Genomic DNA, 25125 nt, shown 5'->3' with positions numbered 1-25125 from the left:
CCAAGGAAAAGGTCGCGCCGAAGAAGTCGATGGCTGAAGAGGGCGCCTCCGAAGGCGACCGCATCGCCAACCAGTCGATCCGCGTCAACGTGGATACGCTGGAGCACCTGATGACCATGGTCTCCGAGCTGGTGCTGACCCGCAACCAGCTGCTCGAGATCTCCCGCCGCAACGAGGACACCGAGTTCAAGGTGCCGTTGCAGCGGCTGTCCAACGTCACCGCCGAGCTGCAGGAAGGCGTCATGAAGACGCGCATGCAGCCGATCGGCAACGCCTGGCAGAAGCTGCCCCGTATCGTCCGCGATCTCTCGAGCGAACTCGGCAAGCAGATCGAGCTGGAGATGCACGGCGCCGACACCGAGCTCGACCGCCAGGTGCTCGACCTGATCAAGGACCCGCTCACCCACATGGTGCGCAACTCCGCCGATCATGGCCTTGAGACCCCGGCCGAGCGCCTCGCGGGCGGCAAGGGCGAGCAGGGCACCATCCGGCTGTCCGCCTATCACGAGGGCGGCCACATCATCATCTGCATCGCCGACAACGGCCGCGGGCTGAACACCGACAAGATCAAGGCCAAGGCGATCTCCTCCGGTCTCGCCACCGAGGCTGAGCTCGAGAAGATGTCGGAAGCCCAGATCCACAAGTTCATCTTCGCGCCGGGCTTCTCGACCGCGGCCGCCATCACCTCGGTCTCCGGCCGTGGCGTCGGCATGGACGTGGTCCGCACCAATATCGACCAGATCGGCGGCACCATCGACATCAAGTCGGTGGCCGGTGAAGGCTCCTCCGTCACCATCAAGATCCCGCTGACGCTCGCGATTGTCTCCGCCCTGATCGTGGAAGCCGCCGGCGACCGTTTTGCGATTCCCCAGCTCGCGGTCGTCGAGCTGGTCCGTGCCCGCGCCAACTCCGAGCATCGCATCGAGCGCATCAAGGACACCGCGGTCCTTAGGCTCCGCAACAAGCTGTTGCCGCTGATCCACCTCAAGAAGCTGCTCAAGATCGACGACGGCGCGGCCTCCGATCCCGAGAACGGCTTCATCGTGGTGACGCAAGTCGGCAGCCAGACCTTTGGCATCGTGGTCGACGGCGTGTTCCACACCGAAGAAATCGTGGTCAAGCCGATGTCGACCAAGCTGCGCCACATCGACATGTTCTCGGGCAATACGATCCTGGGCGATGGCGCGGTCATCATGATCATCGACCCCAACGGCATTGCCAAGGCGCTCGGCGCCTCCGGCTCCTCGGCCCAAGGCATGGCTGATGAAGCCGCCGCGCATCATTCGAGCTCCGGCGAGCAGACCACCTCGCTGCTGGTGTTCCGCGCCGGCTCCAGCCAGCCCAAGGCGGTCCCGCTCGGGCTCGTCACACGCCTGGAAGAGCTGCCCGCGGACAAGATCGAGTTCAGTAACGGCCGCTACATGGTGCAGTACCGCGAGCAGCTGATGCCGCTCGTCGCCATGGAGAGCGTCACCATCGCCTCGCAGGGCGCCCAGCCGATCCTGGTGTTCTCCGATGACGGCCGCTCCATGGGCCTCGTCGTCGACGAGATCATCGACATCGTCGAGGAACGGCTCAACATCGAGGTCGGCGGCTCCAGCCAGGGCATTCTGGGCTCGGCCGTGATCAAGGGCCAGGCCACCGAAGTGATCGACGTCGGCCACTTCCTGCCGATGGCGTTCTCCGACTGGTTCACCCGCAAGGAGATGAAGCCGTCGCTGCACTCGCAGTCGGTGCTGCTGGTCGACGACAGCGCGTTCTTCCGCAACATGCTGGCGCCGGTGCTGAAGGCCGCGGGCTACCGCGTCCGCACCGCGCCGACCGCGCAGGAGGGCCTGGCCGCGCTGCGCGCGCAGACCTTCGACGTGGTCCTGACCGACATCGAGATGCCCGATATGAACGGGTTCGAGTTCGCCGAAGTGATCCGCTCCGACAGCAATCTGGGCTCGATGCCGATCATCGGCCTGTCGGCGCTGGTGTCGCCGGCGGCGATCGAGCGCGGCCGTCAGGCCGGCTTCCACGACTATGTCGCCAAGTTCGACCGTCCCGGCCTGATCGCGGCGCTGAAGGAACAGACCGCGGGTGCCGCCGGCGCCTCCGAGCTGAGCCGGGCGGCGGCGTGAGAGCATGATCCGGAAAAGTGTGAAGCGGTTTTCCCTCGCGACAAACGCGGAACGCGTTTGTGCGGAGATCATGCTCAAACAAAGAGTCACGGATCAGGAGACGCAAAGATGAGCAAGAAGATGCAGACGGGCGAAGGCGCCATGGTCGAATACGTCACCGCGATGATCGGTGGCCAGCTGTTCGGCCTGCCGATCTCCCGGGTCCAGGACGTGTTCATGCCGGAGCGCGTCACCCGCGTTCCCTTGTCCTCGCGCGAGATCGCGGGCGTGTTGAACCTGCGCGGCCGCATCGTCACCGTGGTCGACATGCGCGCCCGGCTCGGCCTGCCCAAGCCCGAGGACGGCAAGGTGCCGATGGCGGTCGGCGTTGATCTCCGCGGTGAATCCTATGGCCTGCTGATCGACCAGATCGGCGAGGTCCTGCGTCTGTCCGAGGACGGCAAGGAAGAAAACCCCGTCAACCTCGACCCCCGCATGGCCAAGCTCGCCGGCGGTGTCCACCGCCTCGACGGCCAGCTCATGGTCGTCCTCGACGTCGATCGCGTGCTCGAACTCGCGCCCGAAATGATGGCGGCCTGATACGGCGGCGCCGCCGCCGACGGACGTGCAATTGGAAGTGCCCCCGCAAAGGGGACAGGAAGCAGAGGCTCACATGCGAACTTGTCTCGTCGTTGATGATTCCAGCGTCATCCGCAAGGTTGCGCGCCGGATCCTGGAGGGCCTCGACTTCCAGATTCTCGAAGCTGAGGACGGTGAGAAGGCGCTGGAAGCCTGCAAGCGCGGACTCCCGGACGCAGTGCTGCTCGACTGGAACATGCCCGTCATGGACGGCTACGAGTTCCTCGGCCATTTGCGCCGTATGCCCGGCGGTGACCAGCCCAAGGTGGTGTTCTGCACCACCGAGAACGACGTCGCGCATATTGCGCGCGCGCTGCACGCCGGCGCCAACGAGTACATCATGAAGCCGTTCGACAAGGACATCGTGACGGCGAAATTCCAGGAAGTCGGACTTATCTGAGCGAATTCCCGGAGGCCGTACGGATCCTTCGGCGATTGTCTTCAACTGAACCGTTTCAGTCTGAGTTGGTGAGTAATGAGTGTTGCGTTCGCAGGTAGTTCGACCACGAGCCCGTCGCGCGAAGCCGGGCCGCTGCGGGTGATGGTCGTTGACGACTCCGTCGTCATACGCGGTCTGATCTCGCGCTGGATCGGCGCCGAGCACGACATGGAGGTCGCTGCCTCGCTGCGCACCGGGCTCGAGGCGGTCAACCAGATCGAACGCATCAATCCCGACGTCGCCGTGCTCGATATTGAAATGCCCGAGCTCGACGGCATCTCGGCGCTGCCGCAACTGCTGGCGAAGAAGCGCGACCTCGTCATCATCATGGCCTCGACCCTGACCCGCCGCAACGCGGAGATCAGCTTCAAGGCGCTGTCGCTCGGTGCCGCCGACTACATTCCGAAGCCGGAGTCGACGCGCGAGGCGTCGGCCGCGGACATCTTCCACCATGACCTCATTCAGAAGATCCGCCATCTCGGCGCGCGGCTGCGCAGGAAGCCCGCGGTCGCGAGCCCGCCGCTGGCGCCCGCGAGCCCGGCTCCGGCCGCACGTGGACCGGCTGTCGCACGCCCTGCCGCGCCCGCAGCGACTCCGGCCCTGCATGCCCTGTCGTCGGGGCCGCTGACCACGCGCCCGTTCTCGACCCAGGCACCAAAGGTGCTGCTGATCGGCTCCTCGACCGGTGGTCCGCAGGCGCTGATGGCGCTCGTCACCGAGCTCGGTCCGGTGATCGATCGCGTCCCGGTGCTGATCACCCAGCACATGCCGCCGACCTTCACCACCATTCTTGCCGAGCATCTGGCGCGTTCGAGCCGCAAGCCGGCAGCCGAGGCGGTCGACGGCGAGCCTGTGAAGGCGGGTCGCATTTACCTCGCGCCCGGCGGCAAGCACATGCGCGTCGTGCGCAATGGTGCCGATGTTGCAATCGCGCTCGATGACGGCCCCGCCGTCAACTTCTGCAAGCCCGCGGTCGATCCGCTGTTCACCTCCGCCATCGACATCTGGCACGGCAGCATCCTGTCCGTGATCCTGACCGGCATGGGCTCGGACGGCATGCGCGGCGGCAAGGACATCGTCGCTGCCGGCGGCAGCGTGATCGCGCAGGACGAAGCCTCCAGCGTGGTGTGGGGCATGCCGGGCGCCGCCGCCAATGCCGGCATCTGCGCGGCAATCCTGCCGCTCAACCAGATCGGCGCCAAGGTCAATCGCCTGTTTGCGGGAGACCGCTCGTGACGCCCACGGACTATGAGTATCTGCGTAAGTTCCTGAAAGAACGTTCAGGTCTCGATCTCTCCCCCGACAAGCAGTATCTGGTCGAAAGCCGGCTGCTGCCGCTCGCCCGCAAGGCGAGCCTGCCCGGCATCCCCGATCTCGTTCTCAAGATCAGGAACGGCGACGGCCGGCTCGCGACCGACGTGGTCGAAGCGATGACCACCAACGAGACCTTCTTCTTCCGCGACAAGATTCCGTTCGATCATCTGCGCGACACCATCATGCCCGGCCTGATCCAGGCCCGCGCCGCGCGCAAATCGCTGCGCATCTGGTCGGCAGCTTCGTCGACGGGGCAGGAGCCCTATTCGATCGCGATGTGCCTCAAGGAGATGGGCGCTGCTCTCGCCGGCTGGCGCATCGAGATCGTCGCCACCGATCTGTCGCAGGAGGTGCTGGAGAAATCCAAGGCCGGCATCTACAGCCAGTTCGAGGTGCAGCGCGGCCTGCCGATCCAGTTCCTGATGAAATACTTCGCGCAAGTCGGCGACATCTGGCAGCTCAATGCCGATATCCGCGCGATGGTGCAGTTCCGCCAGCTCAACCTGTTGCAGGACTTCTCCCATCTCGGCACGTTCGACATCATCTTCTGCCGCAACGTGCTGATCTATTTCGATCAGGGTACCAAGGCCGTGATCTTCGAGCGCATGTCGAAGGGCCTGGAGGCGGACGGCACGCTGCTGCTTGGCGCCGCCGAATCCGTCGTCGGCATCACCGACGCGTTCCGTCCCGTCGCCGATCGCCGCGGCCTCTACCAGCTCAATCCAGCGCGCTCCGGCCGCCCGATGGGTGGGTTGATGCCGCAGCCGCTGAAGATCGCCGCGGCGCGGTGAGCTTTCTTCCTTCTCCCCTTGTTGCGGGAGAAGGAAAGAAGACCTCACAAAATTGCATGCGGGAGAAACCGCGAACTGTTGCCGGTGATAGGGCTCTCGTCCTCGCGGATCGACAGACCGCACGGTTCGTGGTTGACCAGCCAGCTTCCCACCACCGGATAGAAGCCTGAAAAGTTCGGCAACGGCGACAATGCCTGGCGCACGAAGCCTTCGGCGCCATAAGGGCCTGCGTGCGCGTCAAGCGAAACACCGGCCGAGACCAGCGTGACATTGGCGCCTTCGCGCGACAGCAGCGGCTTGCGCACATAGGAGCTGCCGAGCCCGGCTGCGCGCGGATCATCCTCGAAAAAAGCCGGCAGCAAATTGGGATGGTTCGGAAACATCTCCCAGAGCAGCGGCAGGATTCCCTTGTTGGAGAGCACGGCTTTCCACGGCGGCTCGATCCAGCGCGTCGATACGTCCGCGAGCTTTGCGCCGAAGGCGTCGTGGAACATCCATTCCCAGGGGTAGAGCTTGAAGGCGAGCGCGATGTCGCGATCGTCAAGATCGACGAAGCCGCTTGCATCGCGCCAGCCGATCTCCTCGATGTCAATGAGCGTGGTCGATAGTCCCGCCTGACGCGCGGTGTCCTCGAGATAGGCGAGCGTACCGGCGTCCTCTTCATTGCCGGTGGTGCCGGTCAGATGCAGATGACGGCCCGCGGCAATCGTCTTCCACGCCTCGATCAGCCGCTCATGGATGGAGTTGAATTGGTCGGCACGCGCGGGGATGATGCGCCGCTCGATCGCCTGCTCCAGCCAGGTCCATTGAAACACCGCGGCCTCGAAGATCGAGGTCGGCGTATCCGCATTGTATTCGAGCAGTTTTGCCGGGCCCTCGCCGTCGAATGTCAGGTCGAGCCGGCCATAGAGGCTGCGGTCGTCGCGCTCCCAGCTCGCCGCGATCAAGTCCCAGAACGCTTCCGGAATCTTCAAACGCCGCAAGTGTCGCTCGTCGCCGATCACGCGGCCGGCGAGCTCCACGCACATCGCGTCGATCTCGCCGGTCGGGGTCTCGATACCGCGCTCGATTTCGTCGAGCGTGAAGGCGTAATAGGCGCGCTCGTCCCAATAGCGCTCGCCGTCGATGGTGTGGAAGGCGAAGCCGCATTGTTCGGCGGTCTGTTGCCAGTCGTCGCGTTCGGGACAGACGATGCGTTGCATGGGTCAGCCGCCGCCGTGGCCGCCGTGACCGTGACCACCATGGCCGTGCGCGCTCATGTGATGCAGCGTGCCGCCGAAGCCGCCATAGGCTGGTCGGCAATAGGGCCTGCCGTCGATGCCGGGAACGGCTTCGAGCCCGGAGCCGCAAGGGCGCTCGCGCTTCACAAATCCCATCGAGACCGCGCTGACTGCGGCAGTACCCATCAGGGTGAGCACGACCCTTCGCGAACGTTTCATGCGGTGATCCTCCGGAGCCAGCTAAGCAGACCTGCGCGCGGCGTTGAACTCACAAACCCGCGCCTCACCCGCCGCCCGAGAAGCCATGCGCAAACGAGCCGAAGCCGCCGCGCGTGACGCCGCCGGAGCCTGAATCGGATGAGGTCCCCGACGAGTAATGGCTCGAGGAGTCGCTGCTGAAGAAGCTCGACCGCGACGACCAGTGCGAGCTGCCGCTGCCTGACGAGCCGCTGCTGCAATTGGTGCTCGTCTGTACCGGCGCCACCGCGCCGGGGGCTGACGTCCCGGGGACTGGCGCCCCGGGAGGAGGGGGATAGCAATTCGGCCGCGGCATCAGCGTGAAGGCGGTGGTGCCGACCGCGATCGTACCCATCACCAGCAGTGCGACATGGCGGGAACGCTTCACCGGCTCGCCCAGTGTCGGTGACACCGGCGCCGGCCTGCGCTTGCCGAACTCCTTGGTGGACGGCTTCTCTGTCATGTCAGTAGATCATGCAGGCGGCGTTCAAGATGCCCGCGGCGAGCGAGGACAGCCCGAGCCAGATCGCCGGTGCAAGCTCGCCAGCGGCGATCCGCGCCGACAGGTTCGGCACCGGGACCTTCACGAGAAAGAACACGACGACCTGCACGATCAGCGCGATGAAGGCCCATATCAGGCAGTCCAGCACGTTGGCCGAATGTGCGATCGCGCTGAACAACGGCGCCACGAAGCCGAGCAGGCTGAGACCGAGCGCAATTGCCGCAGCCGTGTCGTTCTCGCGGATGAGCTGGAACTCGTTATGCGGCGTGATCCGCGTGTAGACGAAGAGATACGCTACTATCGCGATCAGCCCGGTGCAGAAATAGACCAGGAAAGCAGGCAGGCCGGCGAGCGATTGCAGGATCATGGGGGAGGTCCGACGTTGACGGCGCGAAGTCTGGCACGATCGCTTAGTCACCGCACCGGGCGGATAGGTTCGATCTCCAGAAACGAAACGGCTCGCCGGCGAACGCTGGGCACTGCACAAATATTCGGGCCGTGTGAGACATGCTTCACAAATGCGTCTCGAGGTTGCGTGTGATAGTGTGGCCCATTGATGCCGCAAGCCACGCTAATTCGAGGGATTCTTCGTTCAAATAGAAATCTTGTTGAGTGAGGCTCAAAATGCCCGTTGCCGAATACGAAGATTTCGAGCTCGAGATCGGCTCCGATCTGCCCATGGGTGGCGGCCCTCAGCAATATTACGGCCGGGTCCTCAAGTCACCGGCGGGCGAGGCGCCGAAGAGCCAGGTCAAATTCTGGTTCTCTGCGCCTGGCGAACTGGCCAAGCTCAGGGGCGAGCTGGAAAACGCCGTTCTGGAAATCGACGATAAAAACCACCAGGGGCCGGCGACGCGCGGCGAACAGGTCTTGCGGGATTTCGGGCGCGGGGTATTCCGCAGCGTCTTCACCGACGTGCCGTCGATCCAGCGGATCTATGAACGCAGCAAGGGCGCGGCGCAGGATCTGAGAATCAAGCTGCGCATCGAGGCGGCCGACCTTGCCGGACTGCCCTGGGAATATCTCTACGACGAAGACGACATGCCCGGCTTCGTCAGCCTGACGCGTCCCATCGTGCGGTATCTCGAAACGGCGGGCGGCGTCGGCCGGATGGGCGTGAAGGGACCGCTGCGCATCCTCGGCATGATCGCCGATCCCTCGACCAGCGAATGGCCGAAGCTCAACGTCGTCAAGGAGCGCGATCGCATCAACAAGGGCATTGATGCGCTCCAGCACGAAGGCAAGGTCGATTTCCAGTGGGTCCCGGGAGGGAGCGGAAGAGACCTGATGAAGAAGCTGCTGGAAGGCGACTGGCACATCTTTCATTTCATCGGGCATGGCGGCATCGAGGAAGCGTTGCCCGGGGCCGGCGCGAGCGGCTTCGTCGTCATGGTCGACGAGGACGGCAAGCCGGTGAAGAAGTTTGCGTCCGACCTTGCCATGATGCTGACGGGGGCAAAGCGCAGCCTGCGCCTGATCGTGCTCAATTGCTGCGAGAGCGCGCGGATCAATGTCGGCGATCGTTTCGGCAATCCGGCGATCGGTCTGATGAAGACCGGATGGCTGCCCGCCGTGGTGGCGATGCAGTTTCCCATCACCGACAATGCCGCGATCTCAATGTCGGAAGGGTTTTACGCTGCCTTGGCCGGAAACCGTCCGATCGACGATGCGTTGATGCTGGCCCGCAAGTTCATTCAGGAGAAATCGCGGGTCGAATGGGGAATTCCGGTTCTCTACATGCGCTCGTCCGACGGACGGATCTTCGATGTCGAAACTGCGAAGCCGCCGGAGAGCCCGTCCGAGGCGGCGCGCCCCTCGAAGGAAATGCTGCGGCAGCGGCGCGACGAATTCATGGAGGCGCTCGCGGCCGGTGCGGCCACGATCGAGGCTCTGGAGGATCTGACCCGGCGCGGGCAGGAGCTCCACGGCCTGCTTGCCGACGATGCCGAACTCTCGGTCCGGCTCGCAAAGGTCTATTTCGACCTTGGCACGCTCCAGCACAAGCAGAAGCTGATTCCGAAGGCGGCGGCGAGTTTCGCCTACATGCTGAAGCTTGACCCGGCGAAGCCCGAATATTTCGTGCGCAGAGCCAATTTCAACGTGACGGTCGGTCTCTACGAGAATGCGCTCAGCGACATCACCGAAGCGATCAAGCTGAAGCCGAAGAATCCGGAATTCTACTGGATCAAGGGCATCGTCAGCATGACGGCCGCCGGCATCGACGACAAGCGCGGCTATCTCGAGGAGGCGATCAAGGCCTTCGGCACGGCGATCGCGACCAATGAGAACGAACCGAAATATCTGGTGTCCCGGGCCAACGCCTATGCCCAGATCAAGGACGCCGCGAAGGCCCAGAACGATATGGACAGCGCGATTGCGCTTGCACCTGACAACATCGATCTCCTGGTCCAGAAGGCCAAGATGGTTGCCCAGGCTGCATAATTCTCGCACGACCGCCGGATGCTGCGGCATCCGGTGCGTCTTCATCAGCGAACCCTAGCGATAGGAGTTCACCGTGACGCTCGATAATGTCGTAGACCCCCTGAATGCGATCTTCGAGTCCTTCGGCGGACCGCTTCTGGTCGTGCTGTTCTACTGGTTCAGGTTCCATACGCTCAAGGGCACGCGCTCGTTCACGACAAAGCCCTTGTTCGTGTTTGGTGTCGCCGTCTTCATCACGCCGTTTCTGGTTATCTATGCCCTTCTTCCCGACAAGCTGTCGCCGCTCGCCGCGATCTGGCTCCTGACGTTCGTCTGGCTCATTCCCGTCGCGCCGAAGGCGTGGCGAAAATTCTGCCAGGAGTTGGCCGGCATTCCCGTCAGCGCGCTCGCGCTGCGTGACGCGCTGGCCGCATCGCCGTTCCAGGTCAACCCTGACGACATGCCGAGCCTCCAGCGCAAGCTGTCCAGGGTCGGCTACCAGATCGACGATTTCCGCGCCGTGCAATCCACCGCGATACAGTCGCGCTTCCTCAAGATTTCGGCGCTCATGCTTCATATCGAACGCTGGGCCGCCGACCACGAGGCCTTTGTTGAGCGCAATTCCGATCTCTATGCCGAGCTGCTCGCGGTCCACGATTCCCTGTGCTTCCGCACCGTCCGCGTGCTCAAGAGCTGCGCCGAGATCTACGGCGCGATCATGGAAGACAGCCAGGTCGAGCCGGACGACTGGCAGGCGCTCGACCAGCTCTCGACCCGCCATAGCGCGGTCAGCCAGCTTCAGCTGGCCGCCCAGACGGCGGCGGGATGCATGCTGGAGGATCTTCGCAAGGACATGGATGCGCTGCTCAACAATCTCCTGCTGTTTGCTGCGCGCGCCGCGTTCGCCGGCGAATGGTCGCTCGCCGGCAGCAGGCGAAGGCTGGGCGCTATCGGCTTCACGCTGGAGCCGTCCCCGCCCGGCATCGCGAAGTTCGTGGCGGTCGTGGCAGGCTTCGCCTTTGTCTGGTGCCTGGCGTGGCTGATTGGATCCGGCAAGGTCGTCCACACGCCGGGAGAGGAGTATGTCGGCATGCTGCGGACGCTGGTGGTAACGCCGCTCTACCTCATCGTGAACTTCTGGCTGGTCTATTATTTCAAGCGGCACTACGCGTTCGCGAACGACACTATCTTCGGCCAGCTGCCGGTCCGGTTCATCCTGACGATCGGTCTCTGGAGTGCGCTGCTCTTCTTCCTTCCGCTTCAGGCGCTGTTCGACTTCTACCAGTTTCCGCAGAAGTCCTATCTCGACGTATTCCTGCACGAACTGCCGCTCCTGATCTTCCCCTGGGGGATCGCGGCGATGGCAGCGCTTCTGGTGCAGGATTCGACGTGGAGCAGGCGGTCCCGGATAACTCGGCGGATGCGTGATGGCCTCGTGTTCGGCGGTGGCATGACCACCATGCTGTGGGTGCTGATGGCCATCCACCAGGTCAGCCCCATGCCGGTCATGGCAGTCGTCGACAACGTCCCCGCGTGGCCGTTCTTGTGGTCCTTCGTGGTTCCGACCTTCGCGTTCGGGTTCGTCATCGGTTTTGGGTTGATCGCCTGGCTGCGCGAGGCAGCCGCGCGCTGCCCGGTCAGGAGCCCTGATCTCGCACGTCCCGTGCTCGCCAGCGCCTGACGAGCCCCCAAAAAACAAAACCCCGCCATTTGCGGCGGGGTCCAGGCTGGGAGGAGCAAGCCCCGAAGGGCTTGCGACGTAAACTGATCAGGCCGGAATGCGCTCTTCGACCTCGTGCGGCTCGCGCAGCACGTAGCCGCGGCCCCACACGGTCTCGATGAAGTTGCGGCCTTCCGAGGCATTCGCGAGCTTCTTGCGGAGCTTGCAGATGAAGACGTCGATGATCTTCAGCTCCGGCTCGTCCATGCCGCCATAGAGGTGGTTGAGGAACATTTCCTTGGTGAGGGTGGTGCCCTTGCGCAAGGAGAGCAGCTCCAGCATCTGGTATTCTTTACCCGTCAGATGCACGCGCTGGCCGCCAACTTCCACCGTCTTGGTGTCGAGGTTGACGACGAGGTCGCCGGTCTGGATGACCGACTGGGCATGGCCCTTGGAGCGGCGCACGATCGCGTGGATGCGGGCAACCAGCTCGTCCTTGTGGAAGGGCTTTGTCATGTAGTCGTCGGCGCCGACGCCGAGACCCTTGACCTTGTCCTCGATGCCGGCAAGGCCGGAGAGGATCAGGATCGGTGTCTTGATCTTGGAGACCCGAAGCTGCTTGAGCACGTCGTAGCCGGACATGTCGGGCAGGTTGAGGTCGAGAAGAATAATGTCGTAATCGTATAATTTACCGAGATCGACGCCTTCTTCCCCCAAATCGGTCGTGTAGACGTTGAAGCTCTCAGACTTCAGCATCAGCTCGATCGACTGCGCGACGGCGCTGTCATCTTCAATCAGCAAAACGCGCATGCCAGTTCCCCATAGTCGCCGCTCCTGGGCGTCAGGTCGGCCGCATTCGCGGCACTCAACAAAACGCCTTTGAACAACTGATTCGGATCCTGACGATAGATGGTTAACAAAATCTGATTCTGGAACGCAAGCCCTTGGGTGCAATTTTTGTCGAATCGCCCTAAGGTCTTGTGTAGGAAGCAGCTTTCGTCACGCAACGCCGTTCAAGTTCCACTTTAAGAGACGGGCCTAACCGACTCCCGCGACTCAGCCTTCTTCTGAAGGGGAATCACGTTCAGTCACAAAGACAGTGACGCAATGATTAACGATGCGGGTAAACACGAAGTTAAGCGCCGTTCAGAAATATGGCGAAACTTAAGGTTTTCGCCATGAAGGCCCCAATCCTGAAGGCGCGCCCCTTATGAAGGCCACCCTATGAAGGCCCCATTATGAAGGCTCTTGCCGAACAGATCGGCGACATCGACGGCGTCAATATTTATGGCCGTGTGGTCGGCGTTCGCGGCCTGATGGTCGAAGTGGCCGGCCCTATCCACGCGATGTCGGTCGGTGCACGGCTCGTGATCGAGACCGGTGCGAACCGTTCGATCCCCTGCGAGGTGATCGGCTTCTCCGGGAACAATGCCGTCGTGATGCCGTTCGCTGGCCTCGACGGCGTGCGCCGCGGCTGCAAGGCGGTCATCGCCAATGCCGCCAATCAGGTGCGTCCGTCGTCGGCCTGGCTTGGCCGTGTCGTCAACGCGCTGGGCGAGCCGATCGACGGCAAGGGGCCGTTGCCGCAAGGCGCCTCGCCGATGCCGTTCCGCAATTCGCCGCCGCCGGCGCATTCGCGCAAGCGCGTCGGTGCCCCGCTCGATCTTGGCGTGCGCGCGATGAACACCTTTCTCACCTGCTGTCGCGGCCAGCGCATGGGCATCTTCGCGGGCTCCGGCGTCGGCAAGTCGGTGCTGCTCTCGATGCTCGCGCGCAACGTCGATGCCGATATCAGCGTCATCGGGCTGATCGGCGAACGCGGCCGCGAGGTGCAGGAATTCTTGCAGGACGACCTCGGCGAGGAGGGGCTGGCACGTTCCGTTGTGGTGGTGGCAACCTCCGACGAGCCGGCCCTGATGCGGCGGCAGGCCGCGTATCTGACGCTCGCGGTCGCGGAATATTTTCGCGACGAGGATCAGGACGTGCTCTGCCTAATGGACTCGGTGACGCGCTTCGCCATGGCTCAGCGCGAGATCGGGCTGTCCGCCGGCGAGCCGCCGACTGCCAAGGGCTACACGCCGACCGTCTTCACCGAGCTGCCGAAATTGCTGGAGCGCGCCGGCCCCGGTCTCGGTGAGGGCGCCATCACCGCGATCTTCACGGTGCTGGTCGACGGCGACGATCACAATGAGCCGATTGCCGACGCCGTCCGCGGCATCCTCGACGGCCACATCGTGATGCAGCGCTCGATCGCCGAGCGCGGCCGCTACCCTGCCATCAACATCCTCAAATCCGTCTCCCGCACCATGCCGAAATCGGCCGACCAGCAGTTCTGGCCGACCATCCAGCGGGCGCGCCAGGTGATGGCGACCTATGCCGATATGGAGGAATTGATCCGGCTGGGTGCCTACCGGGCAGGTTCCAGCCCCGAGGTCGACGAGGCGATCCGCCTGCATGAGCCCCTGGAGGCCTTCCTGCGCCAGCGCAAGGACGAAAATGCGTCGCTTGCCGACGGCTACCGCCAGTTGGCGCAAATCCTCGGCAATTTGGAAACGGAACGCTAACTTTGTCCCGTCATCATCCCATCCCACAGAGTAGCAAAGCCGGTCTTGGCCCAAATTGGGCCTGTGGGGAGACCGGTGTCGTCCCACGTGCAGCTAAGGGACTTCTGGGGAGTACGAGTCGATGAAGTCACGTGATACCCTCATTCGCCTGAAGAAATTTCAGGTCGACGAGAAGCGCCGCCGGGTCGCACAGATCGAGTCCATGATCGCCGACTTCCAGCGGATGTCGACCGATCTTGATCGCGAGATCCAGACCGAACAGGACCGCGCCGGAATCAACGATCCCGCGCATTTCGCCTATCCGACCTATGCCAAGGCCGCCATCCAGCGCCGCGAGAACCTGACGCGCTCGGCCGACGAGCTGAAGGGTCAGCTCGACGAGGCCAAGGCCGCGCTCGGGGAGGCCTTCGAGGAGCTGAAGAAGGTCGAGCTCCTGGACGAGCGCGACCAGGCCCGCGAGCGCGCCGAGGAAAACGCCCGCGAGCAGGCCGATCTCGACAGCATCGGCCTGATGCGCTCCCGCATCGGTGCCGTCGCCTGAAGGCGCAGCCCGCAATCAAAATCGCCTGAGAATTTGCGAGCCCGGACCCGCAAGGTCCGGGTTTTTGCATTTGCTGTCCACAGTGTGGCGCGCCGCCCCCTTGGTGAGGGGCTTGGCCGCGCGCTATGGTAGCAGGGGTGCCAGGGTCCGCGCGGGATGCGATGAGGCCTGCGCGTTGGGGGGCTGAATGCTGACGCCAGCAGAGCTGGTCGGGCTGATTGAGGCGGTGGCGAAGCGCGATCAGGCCGCGTTCGAGCGCCTCTACGGGGCCACGCGCGCGAAACTCTTTGGCGTCGTGCTCCGTATCTTGCGCCGACAGGATCTCGCAGAGGAGGTCATTCAGGAGACCTACGTCAAGATCTGGAACAGCGCCGGCCAGTTCAATCCGGCGCTGTCGTCACCGATCACGTGGATGGCGTCGATCGCGCGCAACCGCGCCATCGACATCGTGCGCAAGAAGACGGAAGTCTCCATCGAGGAGGAGCCTCAGGCGATGGAAGTCGCCGCCGACAGTCCCGATCCCCTGGCGCGCCGGGAGATGTCCGAGGAGTTGAAGCGGCTGCTGGAATGTATCGGCCGGCTCGAGCCGGATCGTCAGAGGCTCGTGCTTCTCGCCTATTACAACGGCTGGAGCCGCGACCAGTTGGCGGAGAAATTTGCCGCGCCCGTCAACACGGTGAAGACGTGGCTCCGGCGCAGCATGTTGGATATCCGGGAGTGCCTTGGACTATGAAGGCTTGGACTATGAGGGCCGGACGAACGAGGATGGGTTTGGACTGCAATTGATGGCCTACAGCGAGGACCATATCGCGCTCGCCGCGGAATACGCGCTCGGCACACTCGATGCCGAGGAGCGTGCGCAGGTCGCGACCATGATGGCGGTGGACCCGGAGTTCGCCGCGATCGTGCAGGCCTGGGAATTCCGGCTCGGCGTCCTCAACCAGATGGTCGGCACGATCGAGCCGCGGCCGATCGTGTGGGAGAATATCAGGCGCGAGATCGCGCGGACGGCATCATCGCAAGATTCGTCTCCGGAGCCTCCGATGCTGGCGGACGCGCCGCCGCCGCTGCCGGAGGTTTATGCGCCGGAGCCGTCATCGCCGGAGTCTGGGTTGCCCGAGGCTCCATCGTTGGGCGAGGCTCCATCGTTGGACGTGCAGCCGCCCGAACCGCCGCAATCTGACTCCGATGTCATCCCGGACATCGCGCCGCAGTTTATCCCGCAGACCCACGCGCCCGACCCGCGCGTCCTGCCCGTCACGCAGGTGCCAATCGTCGACGATACCAATGTGATCTATCTCGAGAGTCGCGTGAAGCGTTGGCGCAATGTCGCCTCCGCCGTGGGCGCGCTCGCGGCCGCACTGCTGGTGACGCTGTCGCTTCAGATCTTCTCGCCCGATGCGCTGCCCGGCGCGCTGCGTCCTGCACCGCGTGTCCGGACGGTCGAGGTGAAGACCCCGACCGTGCCGTTGTCGGCGCCGGCGCAATATGTTGCGCTGTTGCAGGGCCAGAGCGGCGGACCCGCGTTCATCCTCACCATCGATGGTGCGACCAAGAATTTCACGGTGCGCAAGGTCGGTGCGACGCCGGAGCCGGGCAAGAGCTTCGAGCTCTGGCTGATCTCCGACAAGCTGCCGCGCCCGCGTTCGCTCGGCGTGATCGGCAGCGGCGACTTCACCGCACGTCCCGTGCTCGCCGGCTTCGATGCCGACGTCGTCAACGGTGCGACCTATGCCGTCACCGTCGAGCAGTCGGGTGGCTCGCCCAACGGCCAGCCGACCTCGGCGCCGGTGTTTTCCGGCAAGCTGATCGAGACGGTGCCGCCCACGCAGCCGCAGGTGCCCGCGAAGAAGTAGGTTGCCGGTTCCAAAGGACTGCCACCGCGCTCGTCCTTGTCGCCGCTGTCCGCTCCATCGTCGTAATCAGACAAGCCCGGCCAAATCCGCCCCCGATTTGAACCTCCCCGCCATCCGCGGCGTCAAATCCCCGGAATTTATAGTCAGCGCCGCCGATCGTGGTGCTGGAGAGGGGGTAGAAATCAGATGGATGCAGTCAAGCCGCCGGGCATCTTCATTCACCAATATGCGGGCCTGCCGCACGGCCCCGCCTTCGAGCATTGGCGCGACCGGGCCTGCGGGCCCTGTGGCCTGGATATCGGGCCGAGCCGTGGCGAGAGCATCGATTGCCGGCTCCAGATCAGTGTGGTCGACAATATCGCGCTGGCCATTCCCGAAGGCGCCTCCGCGCAATATTCACGCACCCAGAGCTTGCTTGCCGACGGCAGCGACGATCTCGTGCTGATCGCCGCGCATGCGGGTCTCGTCCGCGTCGGGCAGAACGGTCATAGCGTCGAGCTCGCGCCGGCGCAGATGGTGCTGGTCGATATGGGCATCACCGGCACCGTCGGCCACACCGATGAGAACCGCTTCACCACCATCCGCATGCCGCGTCGCGCGCTGCTCGACATCAATCCGCGCGCCGAAGAGAAGCTGTCGCAAGTGCTCTGCGACGGTGCGGTCGCCGAAACCATCTTCCGCTACCACGCGCTCGCAGCCCATCATGCCCCGCATCTCGACGCCGTCGGCCAGCGCCTCACCGCGCAGCATATGGTGGATCTCGTCGGTCTGCTGGTTGGCACGGATGCCGAGCACACGGCGCTCGCGCGCGGCCGAGGCCATGCGGCGGCTCGTCTCGATCTCATGCGCGCCGACGTGATGGCAGCACTCGGCCGTAACGATCTCTGCCTGTCCGAAGTCGCGACGCGCTCAGGGCTCAGCCCGCGCCAGGCACAGCGGCTGTTCGAGCAGGCCGGCACGACCTTCACCGAATTCGTGCTCGAGCAGCGCCTGCTGATGGCGCGAAAACTGCTTGGCGATCCCCGCGCGAGGGCGCGCAAGATCAGCGACATCGCGCATTCGTCAGGCTTCTCCGATCTGTCCTATTTCAACCGCGCCTTCCGCAAGCGCTTTGGCACGACGCCATCGGAGCTGCGCGAGGCCTGAGCAGTCGGCGCTGCAATCCTCGCTTGCGGATCGAGGTGGGCGCACGGCCGATTTGAAGCCGAGACGTTTTGTCGCCGCCAAAAGGCGGAAAATGCTTCGCCACGAAGTCATTTTCGAGCGCGGCAACGCGGGCCTGAAACAATCACTCTGCATGATCCTGAAATTGATGAGCCCAGCTGCGTCGAATTTTGCGGCGCTGATTTTGCGATTGCCGGCGAACGCCGCTTTTTGAAGCCCGTTTCTGAAAAAGTCATTGACGGTCACGCTGTGACCAGGAGGGCCACATGGTCAGCTTTGTTGACCGGCCGCTTGCCCTGTTTGCACTGCTCATTGCCGGTTTTTCAACGCCGCTCGCGTCGGCGCAAACGATGCAGCAGAGTTCCCAGCCCGGGCTCGCCCTGGCGAGCAGCGACTCGTCGTTGCTGGATATACGGCTTTCAAAACCGCTGTCGCGGCACGAGGAAGCAGCGCTTCGGCCGAAGGATCGGTTCAGGGAGTGCGAGCACTGTCCGGAGATGGTGGTCGTTCCAGATGGCACCTTCACCATGGGCGCGAGCGCGAACGAGCCCGGCAGCACGGAGGACGAACGGCCGCAGCATCAGGTGACAGTGCAGCGCTTCGGCGTCGGACGTTCGCCCGTGACCTGCGACGAATGGAACGCCTGCGTGAGGGCGAAGGGTTGCAGCCGCCACGCCGAGGTGACGGCGGATCACGAGTACGATTCTGTCACCGGCATCCTGTGGGACGAGGCGAAGGACTACGTGCAATGGCTCTCGCGCACGAGCGGCCGCACCTATCGGCTCTTGAGCGAAGCCGAGCGCGAATACGTCGCGCGCGCCGGCACCACCACTGCGTTCTGGTGGGGCGATGGAGTAGATCCACACCTGACCGAGGCGACGGCCGCCGATCTGATCGCCGACATCGGCATCGCGATGACGTCGGTGATATCGGCGACGCCCCGGACCGCCAATCCTCTCGGGCTCTACGAGGTCCATGGCAGCGTCTACGACTGGGTCGAGGACTGCTGGCACGACAATTACGTCGGCGCTCCGACGGATGGCTCTGCGTGGGTCACGGGAGACTGCAAGGGCCGCGTCCTGCGAGGCGGTGCGGCCAGCCGTTCCCTCCAGACCCGGCGTTCGGCGGCGCGAATCTGGTTTGGTCCACCGAACCGGATGAGCTATATGAGCTTGCGCGTGGCAAGAACGCTTGGTCCGTAACAAAGCGTGGTGGGACGAAATGGCGCGTATCGTCGTGCTTGGCGCTGGATTTGCAGGCCTGTGGGCGGCCATCGGCGCCGCCCGCATGTGCGACGAGATCGGCGCAAACAACGACATCGAGATCCGCGTCGTTGACCGCAATCCCTATCACAACATTCGCGTGCGCAATTACGAGGTCGATCTCAGCGAGGTCGCGCTTCCACTTGCGCAACTGCTGGATCCGATCGGCGTCAGCCATGGGATCGGCGAGGTCGAGGCGATCGATCCGGCGCGGCGCGTAATCTCGCTGGTCACGCGCAGCGGCGAGGAGATGCTTTCATATGACCGGCTCGTGCTCGCGCTCGGCAGCGAAGTGATGCGGCCCGACATTCCCGGCCTTGCTGACCACGCCTTCGACGTTGACACTTACGCCGCGGCGCTCCGCCTCGAAGACCATCTCACTTTGCTCGGACGCAGCGCGCCGTCGCCCGGGCGGTCGACGGTCGTCGTGGTCGGGGCCGGCTTTACCGGCATCGAGGTCGCGGCCGAGATGCCGGACAGGCTGGCGCGCGCCGGCGTCACGGGCAGCCACCGCATCATCCTGGTCGATCCCAATCCGACTGTCGGCGCCACCATCGGCGCGCACGCGCGACCCGTCATCGAGACGGCATTGTCGTCGCTCGAGATCGAGACGCGGCTCGGTGTGCGTGTCGTGTCCGTCGAGGCCGCCGGCATGCACCTCAGTTCGGGCGAGTTCATCCCGACAAAGACGGTGATCTGGTGCGCCGGCATGCGGGCGAGTCCGCTTGCCGCGAGTTTTCCAGGCGCGCGCGATCGCCTCGGGCGCCTCCTGGTCGATCCCTTCATGCAGGTTGCGGATCAGCCCGGCGTCTTCGCGGCCGGCGACGTCGCCTCCAGCGTGGTCGACGGGCTACATCCGACCGTGATGTCCTGCCAGTTCGCCCGCCCCATGGGCCGCTTCGCCGGCCACAATGTGGTGGCCGATCTCATGGGCCAACCGATGTTGCCGCTGCGGATCGACTGGTACGTGACCGTGCTCGATCTCGGCAATTGGGGTGCGCTCTATACGGAAGGGTGGGACCGCGAGGTGCGGACGACCGGTCAGGCCGCGAAAGCGACCAAGCAGACCATCAACCGCAAGCGGATCTATCCGCCGCTCACCGGCAGCAAGGACGATCTCTTCGCCGCTGCCGCGCCGACCGTGCAGGCGCCGCCGCCAACTTATGGGGCGCGGTAGGCTCTATTCCGTCATTGCGATGACGAGACCCCAGACATGAGAAAGCGCCCGTGGGGGGCGGGCGCTTTCTGTAGTCGACTTGGGGTTGGGGTCGTCTACATATCCACGTGGCGACTTTGGGGGGCTGGTAAAGAGCCGCGTGAATTCGAAAAACTCGTCAAAACTCCTTAGCGAACGAGCGATGCGTTCGAGCTGGTGATCACAACCGGCTTGCCGGCCTTGATGACGCGGGCGGTCTGGGTTAGGCCGTCGTCCGAACCCGAGCGTGCCGTGATGCCGAAGCCCGCCACCGCGATCCCTGCGACGAGGGCCACGACCACGATCTTCAGGTGGGTCGAGCGATCTGCGCTGTAAATCGAGTGGTTCATGGAAGGCTCCTGCCGCCATCTACCGGAAGTAGTCGCCACCTTGTTCAGGCAGGTTCATGCTTCCGATGCCCAACAACCTAGTATTGGGGGGATTCGTTCCCAAGAGGCGATCACAAGAGCGTGACACGACGTGATCGGCCGCGATCAAAAGCGGCCCTTGATCGTACGATTTTGTAATTATTTCAAAGGTATAATGTCCTTGTAAGGTGCCCTCTCAGCATTTGGTCGACCAGGCACCAGGAACTCAAAAACCATTTGCCTGTGGCCAAAAAACACACGGCTTCTTAAGGCAAATCAGATGCTTCCGACCGTTTTCAGCCTCGCCCTGGGGTGGATTTCGGCCTGCGACAAGACCGTGGTCTGGGCGCGGAACCGCTCGACGAGAGAGCGCACGAAGGGACGAATTGCCGCAGAGGTGACCAGCACCGGCGCTTCGCCTTCGCGGGCGGCGCGCTCGAAGGCCTCGCGCACGCCGGTCATGAACTCCGACAGCTTTGAGGGCTGCATCGCGAGGCTGCGCTCTTCGCCCTGGCCGACGATGGATTCGGCAAAGGCCTGCTCCCACCGCGCCGACAGCGCGATCAGCGGCAGATAGCCGTTGTAGGAGGTATTTTGCGCGCAGATCTGCCGGGCCAGCCGGGCGCGGACATGCTCGACCATGGTTGCGGGATTGCGCGAGAAGGCGAGCGAGTCGGCGATGCCTTCGAGAATGGTCGAGAGGTCGCGGATCGAGATGCGCTCGGCGAGCAGCAGTTGCAGCACGCGCTGGATGCCGGAGACCGTGACCTGTCCGGGCACGATATCCTTGACCAGTTCGGCCTGCTCCTTCGGCAGCTCCTTGAGCAGCTTCTGGACCTCGCCATAGGACAACAGGTCCGACATGTTGGCCTTGAGCAACTCGGTGAGGTGGGTCGAGAGCACGGTCGCGGCGTCGACAACGGTGTAGCCCTTGAGCGAAGCCTCCTCCTTGAGGCTGGCATCGACCCAGGTCGCGGGCAGGCCGAAGGTCGGCTCGGTGGTGTGGATGCCGGGCACCTGCACCTGGCTGCCGCCGGGGTCCATGACCATGAACTGGTTTGGCCAGATCTTGCCGGTGCCGGCGTCGACCTCCTTGATCTTGATGATGTAGGTGTTGGCTTCGAGCTGGACGTTGTCGAGGATGCGCACCGCCGGCATGACAAAGCCCATCTCGATCGCGAGCGAGCGGCGCAGCGCCTTGATCTGCTCGGTGAGGCGGTCGGTGCCGTCGGGACCGTTGACCAGCGGCAGCAGCGCATAGCCGAGCTCGATCTTGAGGTCGTCGATCTTCAGCGCTGCGGAGATCGGCTCCTCCGCCGCAGCGGAGCCGGGTGCACCCGGCGTTCCCGGCGCAGGCGCGTTCTTTGCAATTTCGTCAGCCTTGGCAGTCGCCCGGTTGCGGTTGCGGGCGTGCCAGGCGAGCGCGCCGGCGCCGGTGCCGAGTGCGAGGAAGGGAAGGGTCGGGATGCCCGGCAGCGCCGCCAGCACCAGCATGACCGCCGCGGACATCGCGAGCGCCTGCGGATAGCCGGAGAACTGCTTCATCAGCGCCTTGTCGGCAGCGCCGGAAACGCCGGCCTTGGAGACGAGCAGGCCGGCGGCGGTCGAGACGATCAGCGCTGGCACCTGGGTGACGAGACCGTCACCGACCGTCAGCAGCGTGTAGCTGCGACCGGCGTCGGCGAAGGACAGGCCCTGCTGCGCCACGCCGATGATCATGCCGCCGACGACGTTGATGAAGACGATCAGCAGGCCGGCGATGGCGTCGCCGCGGACGAATTTGGAGGCACCGTCCATGGCGCCGAAGAAGCCGCTCTCGTCCTCCAGGTCCTTGCGCCGCTGCTTGGCGACCTTCTCGTCGATCAGGCCGGCGGAGAGGTCGGCGTCGATTGCCATCTGCTTGCCGGGCATGGCGTCGAGGTGGAAGCGGGCGGCGACTTCGGCAATACGGCCCGAACCCTTGGTGATGACGACGAAGTTGACGATGATCAGGATGGCGAAGACGATGATACCGATGACGAAATTGCCGCCCATCACGAAGCTGCCGAAGGCCTCGATGACGTGACCGGCGGCATCCGTGCCCTCGTGCCCGTGCGACAGGATCAGGCGGGTCGAGGCCATGTTGAGCGACAGGCGCAGCATGGTCGAGATCAGCAGGACGGTCGGGAAGGCGGAGAATTCCAGCGGCGCCTGGATGAACAGCGACGTCATCAGGATCAGGATCGAGAGCGTGATCGAAATCGCCAGGAACAGGTCCAGCACGATCGCTGGCAGGGGAAGGATCAACACCACCAGGATGGTGAGGACGCCGAGCGCCAGCGCGATGTCGCCGCGCTTGAGGATGTTGCCGATCTCGGCAAGGGTGGGGAAGCCGGCGTTCGTACTGCCTACGCCCTGTCCCGCGGTGACGTCGACCATGGTAGCTGCCTTCCCGCGCGACTGCCGTCCACGCGCCCCAATTGTCTGCGCGGCGGCCGAAGGGCCGCCGTTTCGAAAGTGAGGTACCGCACTGGCGTCCACGGGAGCTCCCGTTCTACGCGGCTGACGACACTCGACTCCACTGGGCAATTTTTGCCCGGTGTATGGTTAGCAAAGGGTTAACAAGAGGCGCGGCAAGAGGTCAGACCGGGGTGTTTCGGGCCTCCCAGGTCGTCATTACGGGCCCGCGCCAAGAGGCGCGCTCCGGAATGACCATGGTAAAATGCCGGCGTCCCTACTTCGCCTTCTGCATCTTCGTCACCGTGTACCCCGACGACGCCTCCTCGGCCTCGAAGGTCACCTTATCGCCGACCTTCACCTGCTTGAGCATGGCGGGGTCCTTGACGCGGTAGACCATGGTCATGGGCTCATCCATGCCGAGGTTCTTGGCCGGGCCGTGCTTGAGCGTGATCTTGCCCGCGCGCTCGTCGATCTTCTTCACCTCGCCGCTGATGGAAGCGGCTTGCGCGAGTGCGCTCACGGTCAGGCCCAGCGTCAGGGCCAGTGCTGCGGTGATGCGGTTGATCGGTTTCATGGTTCTCCCCATCATTTCACGGTGACGTGGCCGACCATGCCGTAGTCGCGATGGTCGGGGATCAGGCAGGAAAACTCGAAGGTGCCGGCTCTGGTGAATTTCCAGACGATCTCGGCTGTCTTGTTGGGCGCGAGCCGCACCCCGTTCGGGTCGTCGTGCTCCATATGCGGATGCTTCTTCATCACCTCGGCATGCGCGAGGTTCTCTTTTGTAGTGGCGAGCAGGAATTCGTGGTCCTCCTTGCCGACATTGCGCAGCACGAAACGGATCTGCTCGCCCCGCTTCACTGTGATGTTCGACGGCTCATAGGCCATCTCGCTCAACGCGATCTCGATGGTGCGCGCCGGCTTTTTGGGATCGCCGGGCTCGCCGGCCGAGAAGGATTCATGGCCGTGATGCTCGTGCGCGAGGGCGGGCGCGATCGAGAGCGCGACCAGCGCAATGGCGAGTTTGATCGTCTTTTTCATTGTGGTCTCCAGTTGGCGGTGCATCGAAACGCTCACATCTACATCTTCTTCTGCATCGGCGTGGCGGGCTGCCGTGCCGGCTCCGCCGCCGGCGAGGCGACCTCGTAGGCGACGGTGCCTTGCGGGAATTGGTAGGGGCCGGGGTCGCGATAATCGTCGCGCGCGAGGTTCTCGCGGATCTTCATCACCGTGAACATGCCGCCCATCTCGATCGGCCCGAACTGGCCGGTGCCGGTCATCATCGGCAGCGTGTTGTCGGGCGCGGGCATCTCCATATTGCCCATCGCCATGCCGGTCGAACCCATCGCCATGCCATCCGGCGCGAGCTTGCCGACGGCCTTGGCGAGATCCTTGCGTGACACGCCGATCATGTTGCGCATGTCATGGCCCATCGCATTCATGGTGTGATGCGACTTGTGACAGTGGAACGCCCAGTCGCCGGGATTGTCGGCGAGGACGTCGAACACCCGCACCGCACCGACCGGGACGTCTGTGGTCGTCTCCGGATATTGCGCGCTCTCCGGAATCCACCCGCCGTCGGTGCAGGTCACCGCAAAGCTGTGGCCGTGCAGATGGATCGGATGATTGTCCATGCTGAGATTGCCGATGCGCAGGCGCACTCTGTCGCCGAGCCGCACAGGGAGCGGATCGATGCCGGGAAACACCCGTGCGTTCCAGGTCCACATGTTGAAATCGGTCATCTCGTTGACCTTCGGCAAGTAAGTGCCGGGATCGACGCAGTACGTGCTCATCACAAAGACGAAGTCGCGGTCGACGGGACGGAAATTCGGGTCGCGGGGATGCACGACGACCATGCCCATCATGCCCATCGCCATCTGCACCATCTCGTCGGAATGCGGGTGGTACATGAAAGTCCCGCTCTTCCTCATCTCGAACTCGTAGACGAAGGTCTTTCCGGGTTCGATATGCGGCTGGGTCAATCCGCCGACGCCGTCCATGCCGCTCGGCACGATCATGCCGTGCCAGTGCACGCTGGTGTATTCGGGCAATTTGTTGGTGACGAAGATGCGGACCTTGTCGCCCTCGACCGCCTCGATGGTCGGCCCCGGCGACTGGCCGTTATAGCCCCAGAGATTGACCTTCATGCCCTCGGCGAATTCGCGCACCACCGGCTCGGCGACGAGATGGAATTCCTTCCAGTCGCCGTTCATGCGGAACGGCAGCGTCCAGCCGTTGAGCGTGACAACGGGGCGATAGTCCGGACCGCTGATGGGGTGCAGCGGCGGCTGCATCACCGCCTTGTCCATGTGCGCTGCTTCCGGAATCGATGCGGCCTGGACGCGGCCGCTGACGGCCGATGCGCTGACAAGCGCGGCGGTGCCCAAAAATCCTCGGCGGGAAAACATGTC

Annotated in this window: 24 protein-coding genes; 14 read left to right on the top strand and 10 right to left on the bottom strand. The window is 64.0% G+C overall.

The window, feature by feature from the left end:
- From UP06_RS12400 to UP06_RS12380, 5 genes are all read left to right on the top strand, one after another.
- Window positions 1–2123, top strand: a 2123-nt coding sequence (locus tag UP06_RS12400; RefSeq protein ID WP_045002858.1) for a hybrid sensor histidine kinase/response regulator, incomplete at its 5' end; no start/stop codon positions are given.
- Between the two features lie 108 nt (window positions 2124–2231).
- Complete coding sequence (locus UP06_RS12395) at window positions 2232–2702, top strand: chemotaxis protein CheW (RefSeq protein WP_045002857.1); 471 nt, start codon at window positions 2232–2234, stop codon at window positions 2700–2702.
- Window positions 2703–2775: 73 nt separating this feature from the next.
- Window positions 2776–3141 carry a response regulator gene (locus UP06_RS12390; RefSeq protein WP_007600538.1) on the top strand — a complete coding sequence of 122 codons (366 nt, stop codon included), beginning with the start codon at window positions 2776–2778 and terminating at the stop codon, window positions 3139–3141.
- 75 nt (window positions 3142–3216) lie between these two features.
- Window positions 3217–4416 carry a protein-glutamate methylesterase/protein-glutamine glutaminase gene (locus UP06_RS12385; RefSeq protein ID WP_045002856.1) on the top strand — a complete coding sequence of 400 codons (1200 nt, stop codon included), beginning with the start codon at window positions 3217–3219 and terminating at the stop codon, window positions 4414–4416.
- Complete coding sequence (locus UP06_RS12380) at window positions 4413–5285, top strand: CheR family methyltransferase (protein ID WP_045002855.1); 873 nt, start codon at window positions 4413–4415, stop codon at window positions 5283–5285. Before UP06_RS12385 ends, UP06_RS12380 begins: the two co-directional genes overlap by 4 nt.
- A gap of 44 nt (window positions 5286–5329) precedes the next feature.
- On the opposite strand, the gene UP06_RS12375 is transcribed toward UP06_RS12380, so the two are convergent.
- From UP06_RS12375 to UP06_RS12360, 4 genes are all read right to left on the bottom strand, one after another.
- Window positions 5330–6487 carry a glutathionylspermidine synthase family protein gene (locus tag UP06_RS12375; protein WP_045002854.1) on the bottom strand — a complete coding sequence of 386 codons (1158 nt, stop codon included), beginning with the start codon at window positions 6485–6487 and terminating at the stop codon, window positions 5330–5332.
- A gap of 3 nt (window positions 6488–6490) precedes the next feature.
- Window positions 6491–6724, bottom strand: a complete 234-nt coding sequence (locus UP06_RS12370; RefSeq protein WP_045002853.1) for a hypothetical protein — start codon at window positions 6722–6724, stop codon at window positions 6491–6493.
- A 64-nt stretch (window positions 6725–6788) separates the two neighbouring features.
- Window positions 6789–7205: a hypothetical protein gene (locus UP06_RS12365; RefSeq protein ID WP_045002852.1), complete on the bottom strand. Its 417-nt coding sequence runs from the start codon at window positions 7203–7205 to the stop codon at window positions 6789–6791.
- A gap of 1 nt (window position 7206) precedes the next feature.
- Window positions 7207–7611 carry a DUF350 domain-containing protein gene (locus UP06_RS12360; protein ID WP_045002851.1) on the bottom strand — a complete coding sequence of 135 codons (405 nt, stop codon included), beginning with the start codon at window positions 7609–7611 and terminating at the stop codon, window positions 7207–7209.
- 257 nt (window positions 7612–7868) lie between these two features.
- On the opposite strand from UP06_RS12360, the gene UP06_RS12355 reads away from it, so the two are divergent.
- Window positions 7869–9686 (top strand): CHAT domain-containing tetratricopeptide repeat protein, encoded by a 1818-nt coding sequence (locus UP06_RS12355; RefSeq protein ID WP_045002850.1) that lies wholly within the window; start codon window positions 7869–7871, stop codon window positions 9684–9686.
- A 73-nt stretch (window positions 9687–9759) separates the two neighbouring features.
- On the top strand, window positions 9760–11346 hold the full coding sequence (locus tag UP06_RS12350; protein WP_045002849.1) for a hypothetical protein: 1587 nt from the start codon (window positions 9760–9762) through the stop codon (window positions 11344–11346).
- A gap of 87 nt (window positions 11347–11433) precedes the next feature.
- On the opposite strand, the gene ctrA is transcribed toward UP06_RS12350, so the two are convergent.
- Window positions 11434–12135 carry a response regulator transcription factor CtrA gene (gene ctrA, locus UP06_RS12345; RefSeq protein WP_007600544.1) on the bottom strand — a complete coding sequence of 234 codons (702 nt, stop codon included), beginning with the start codon at window positions 12133–12135 and terminating at the stop codon, window positions 11434–11436.
- A 428-nt stretch (window positions 12136–12563) separates the two neighbouring features.
- Between ctrA and fliI the strand changes: the two genes are divergently transcribed.
- From fliI to UP06_RS12310, 7 genes are all read left to right on the top strand, one after another.
- Window positions 12564–13889: a flagellar protein export ATPase FliI gene (gene fliI, locus UP06_RS12340; RefSeq protein ID WP_045002848.1), complete on the top strand. Its 1326-nt coding sequence runs from the start codon at window positions 12564–12566 to the stop codon at window positions 13887–13889.
- Between the two features lie 121 nt (window positions 13890–14010).
- Window positions 14011–14430, top strand: coding sequence for a flagellar export protein FliJ (fliJ, locus tag UP06_RS12335; RefSeq protein WP_045002847.1), 420 nt, complete (start codon window positions 14011–14013; stop codon window positions 14428–14430).
- A 187-nt stretch (window positions 14431–14617) separates the two neighbouring features.
- On the top strand, window positions 14618–15163 hold the full coding sequence (locus UP06_RS12330) for a sigma-70 family RNA polymerase sigma factor (protein ID WP_045002846.1): 546 nt from the start codon (window positions 14618–14620) through the stop codon (window positions 15161–15163).
- Between the two features lie 52 nt (window positions 15164–15215).
- Window positions 15216–16286: an anti-sigma factor gene (locus tag UP06_RS12325; RefSeq protein WP_045002845.1), complete on the top strand. Its 1071-nt coding sequence runs from the start codon at window positions 15216–15218 to the stop codon at window positions 16284–16286.
- Window positions 16287–16472: 186 nt separating this feature from the next.
- Window positions 16473–17432 carry a helix-turn-helix transcriptional regulator gene (locus UP06_RS12320; protein WP_045002844.1) on the top strand — a complete coding sequence of 320 codons (960 nt, stop codon included), beginning with the start codon at window positions 16473–16475 and terminating at the stop codon, window positions 17430–17432.
- Between the two features lie 284 nt (window positions 17433–17716).
- Window positions 17717–18652 (top strand): formylglycine-generating enzyme family protein, encoded by a 936-nt coding sequence (locus UP06_RS12315; RefSeq protein ID WP_050031607.1) that lies wholly within the window; start codon window positions 17717–17719, stop codon window positions 18650–18652.
- A gap of 19 nt (window positions 18653–18671) precedes the next feature.
- Window positions 18672–19889: an NAD(P)/FAD-dependent oxidoreductase gene (locus UP06_RS12310; protein WP_045002843.1), complete on the top strand. Its 1218-nt coding sequence runs from the start codon at window positions 18672–18674 to the stop codon at window positions 19887–19889.
- Between the two features lie 167 nt (window positions 19890–20056).
- Here the strand turns inward: UP06_RS12310 and UP06_RS12305 are convergent, their stop codons facing one another.
- The 5 genes from UP06_RS12305 to UP06_RS12285 all read right to left on the bottom strand — a co-directional run bounded on the left by UP06_RS12305 (window position 20057) and on the right by UP06_RS12285 (window position 25122).
- Window positions 20057–20257, bottom strand: coding sequence for a hypothetical protein (locus tag UP06_RS12305; RefSeq protein ID WP_045002842.1), 201 nt, complete (start codon window positions 20255–20257; stop codon window positions 20057–20059).
- A gap of 294 nt (window positions 20258–20551) precedes the next feature.
- Complete coding sequence (flhA, locus tag UP06_RS12300; protein WP_045002841.1) at window positions 20552–22693, bottom strand: flagellar biosynthesis protein FlhA; 2142 nt, start codon at window positions 22691–22693, stop codon at window positions 20552–20554.
- Window positions 22694–22988: 295 nt separating this feature from the next.
- Complete coding sequence (locus tag UP06_RS12295; RefSeq protein WP_045002840.1) at window positions 22989–23288, bottom strand: copper-binding protein; 300 nt, start codon at window positions 23286–23288, stop codon at window positions 22989–22991.
- 11 nt (window positions 23289–23299) lie between these two features.
- Window positions 23300–23755 (bottom strand): cupredoxin domain-containing protein, encoded by a 456-nt coding sequence (locus UP06_RS12290; protein ID WP_045002839.1) that lies wholly within the window; start codon window positions 23753–23755, stop codon window positions 23300–23302.
- A 38-nt stretch (window positions 23756–23793) separates the two neighbouring features.
- Window positions 23794–25122 carry a copper oxidase gene (locus UP06_RS12285; RefSeq protein ID WP_045002861.1) on the bottom strand — a complete coding sequence of 443 codons (1329 nt, stop codon included), beginning with the start codon at window positions 25120–25122 and terminating at the stop codon, window positions 23794–23796.
- Window positions 25123–25125: the final 3 nt, after the last annotated feature.

The sequence above is a fragment of the Bradyrhizobium sp. LTSP857 genome (assembly GCF_000938285.1).
In the GTDB taxonomy this organism is placed as follows: Bacteria; Pseudomonadota; Alphaproteobacteria; order Rhizobiales; family Xanthobacteraceae; genus Bradyrhizobium.
This window is presented reverse-complemented; position numbering and strand designations above follow the sequence as displayed.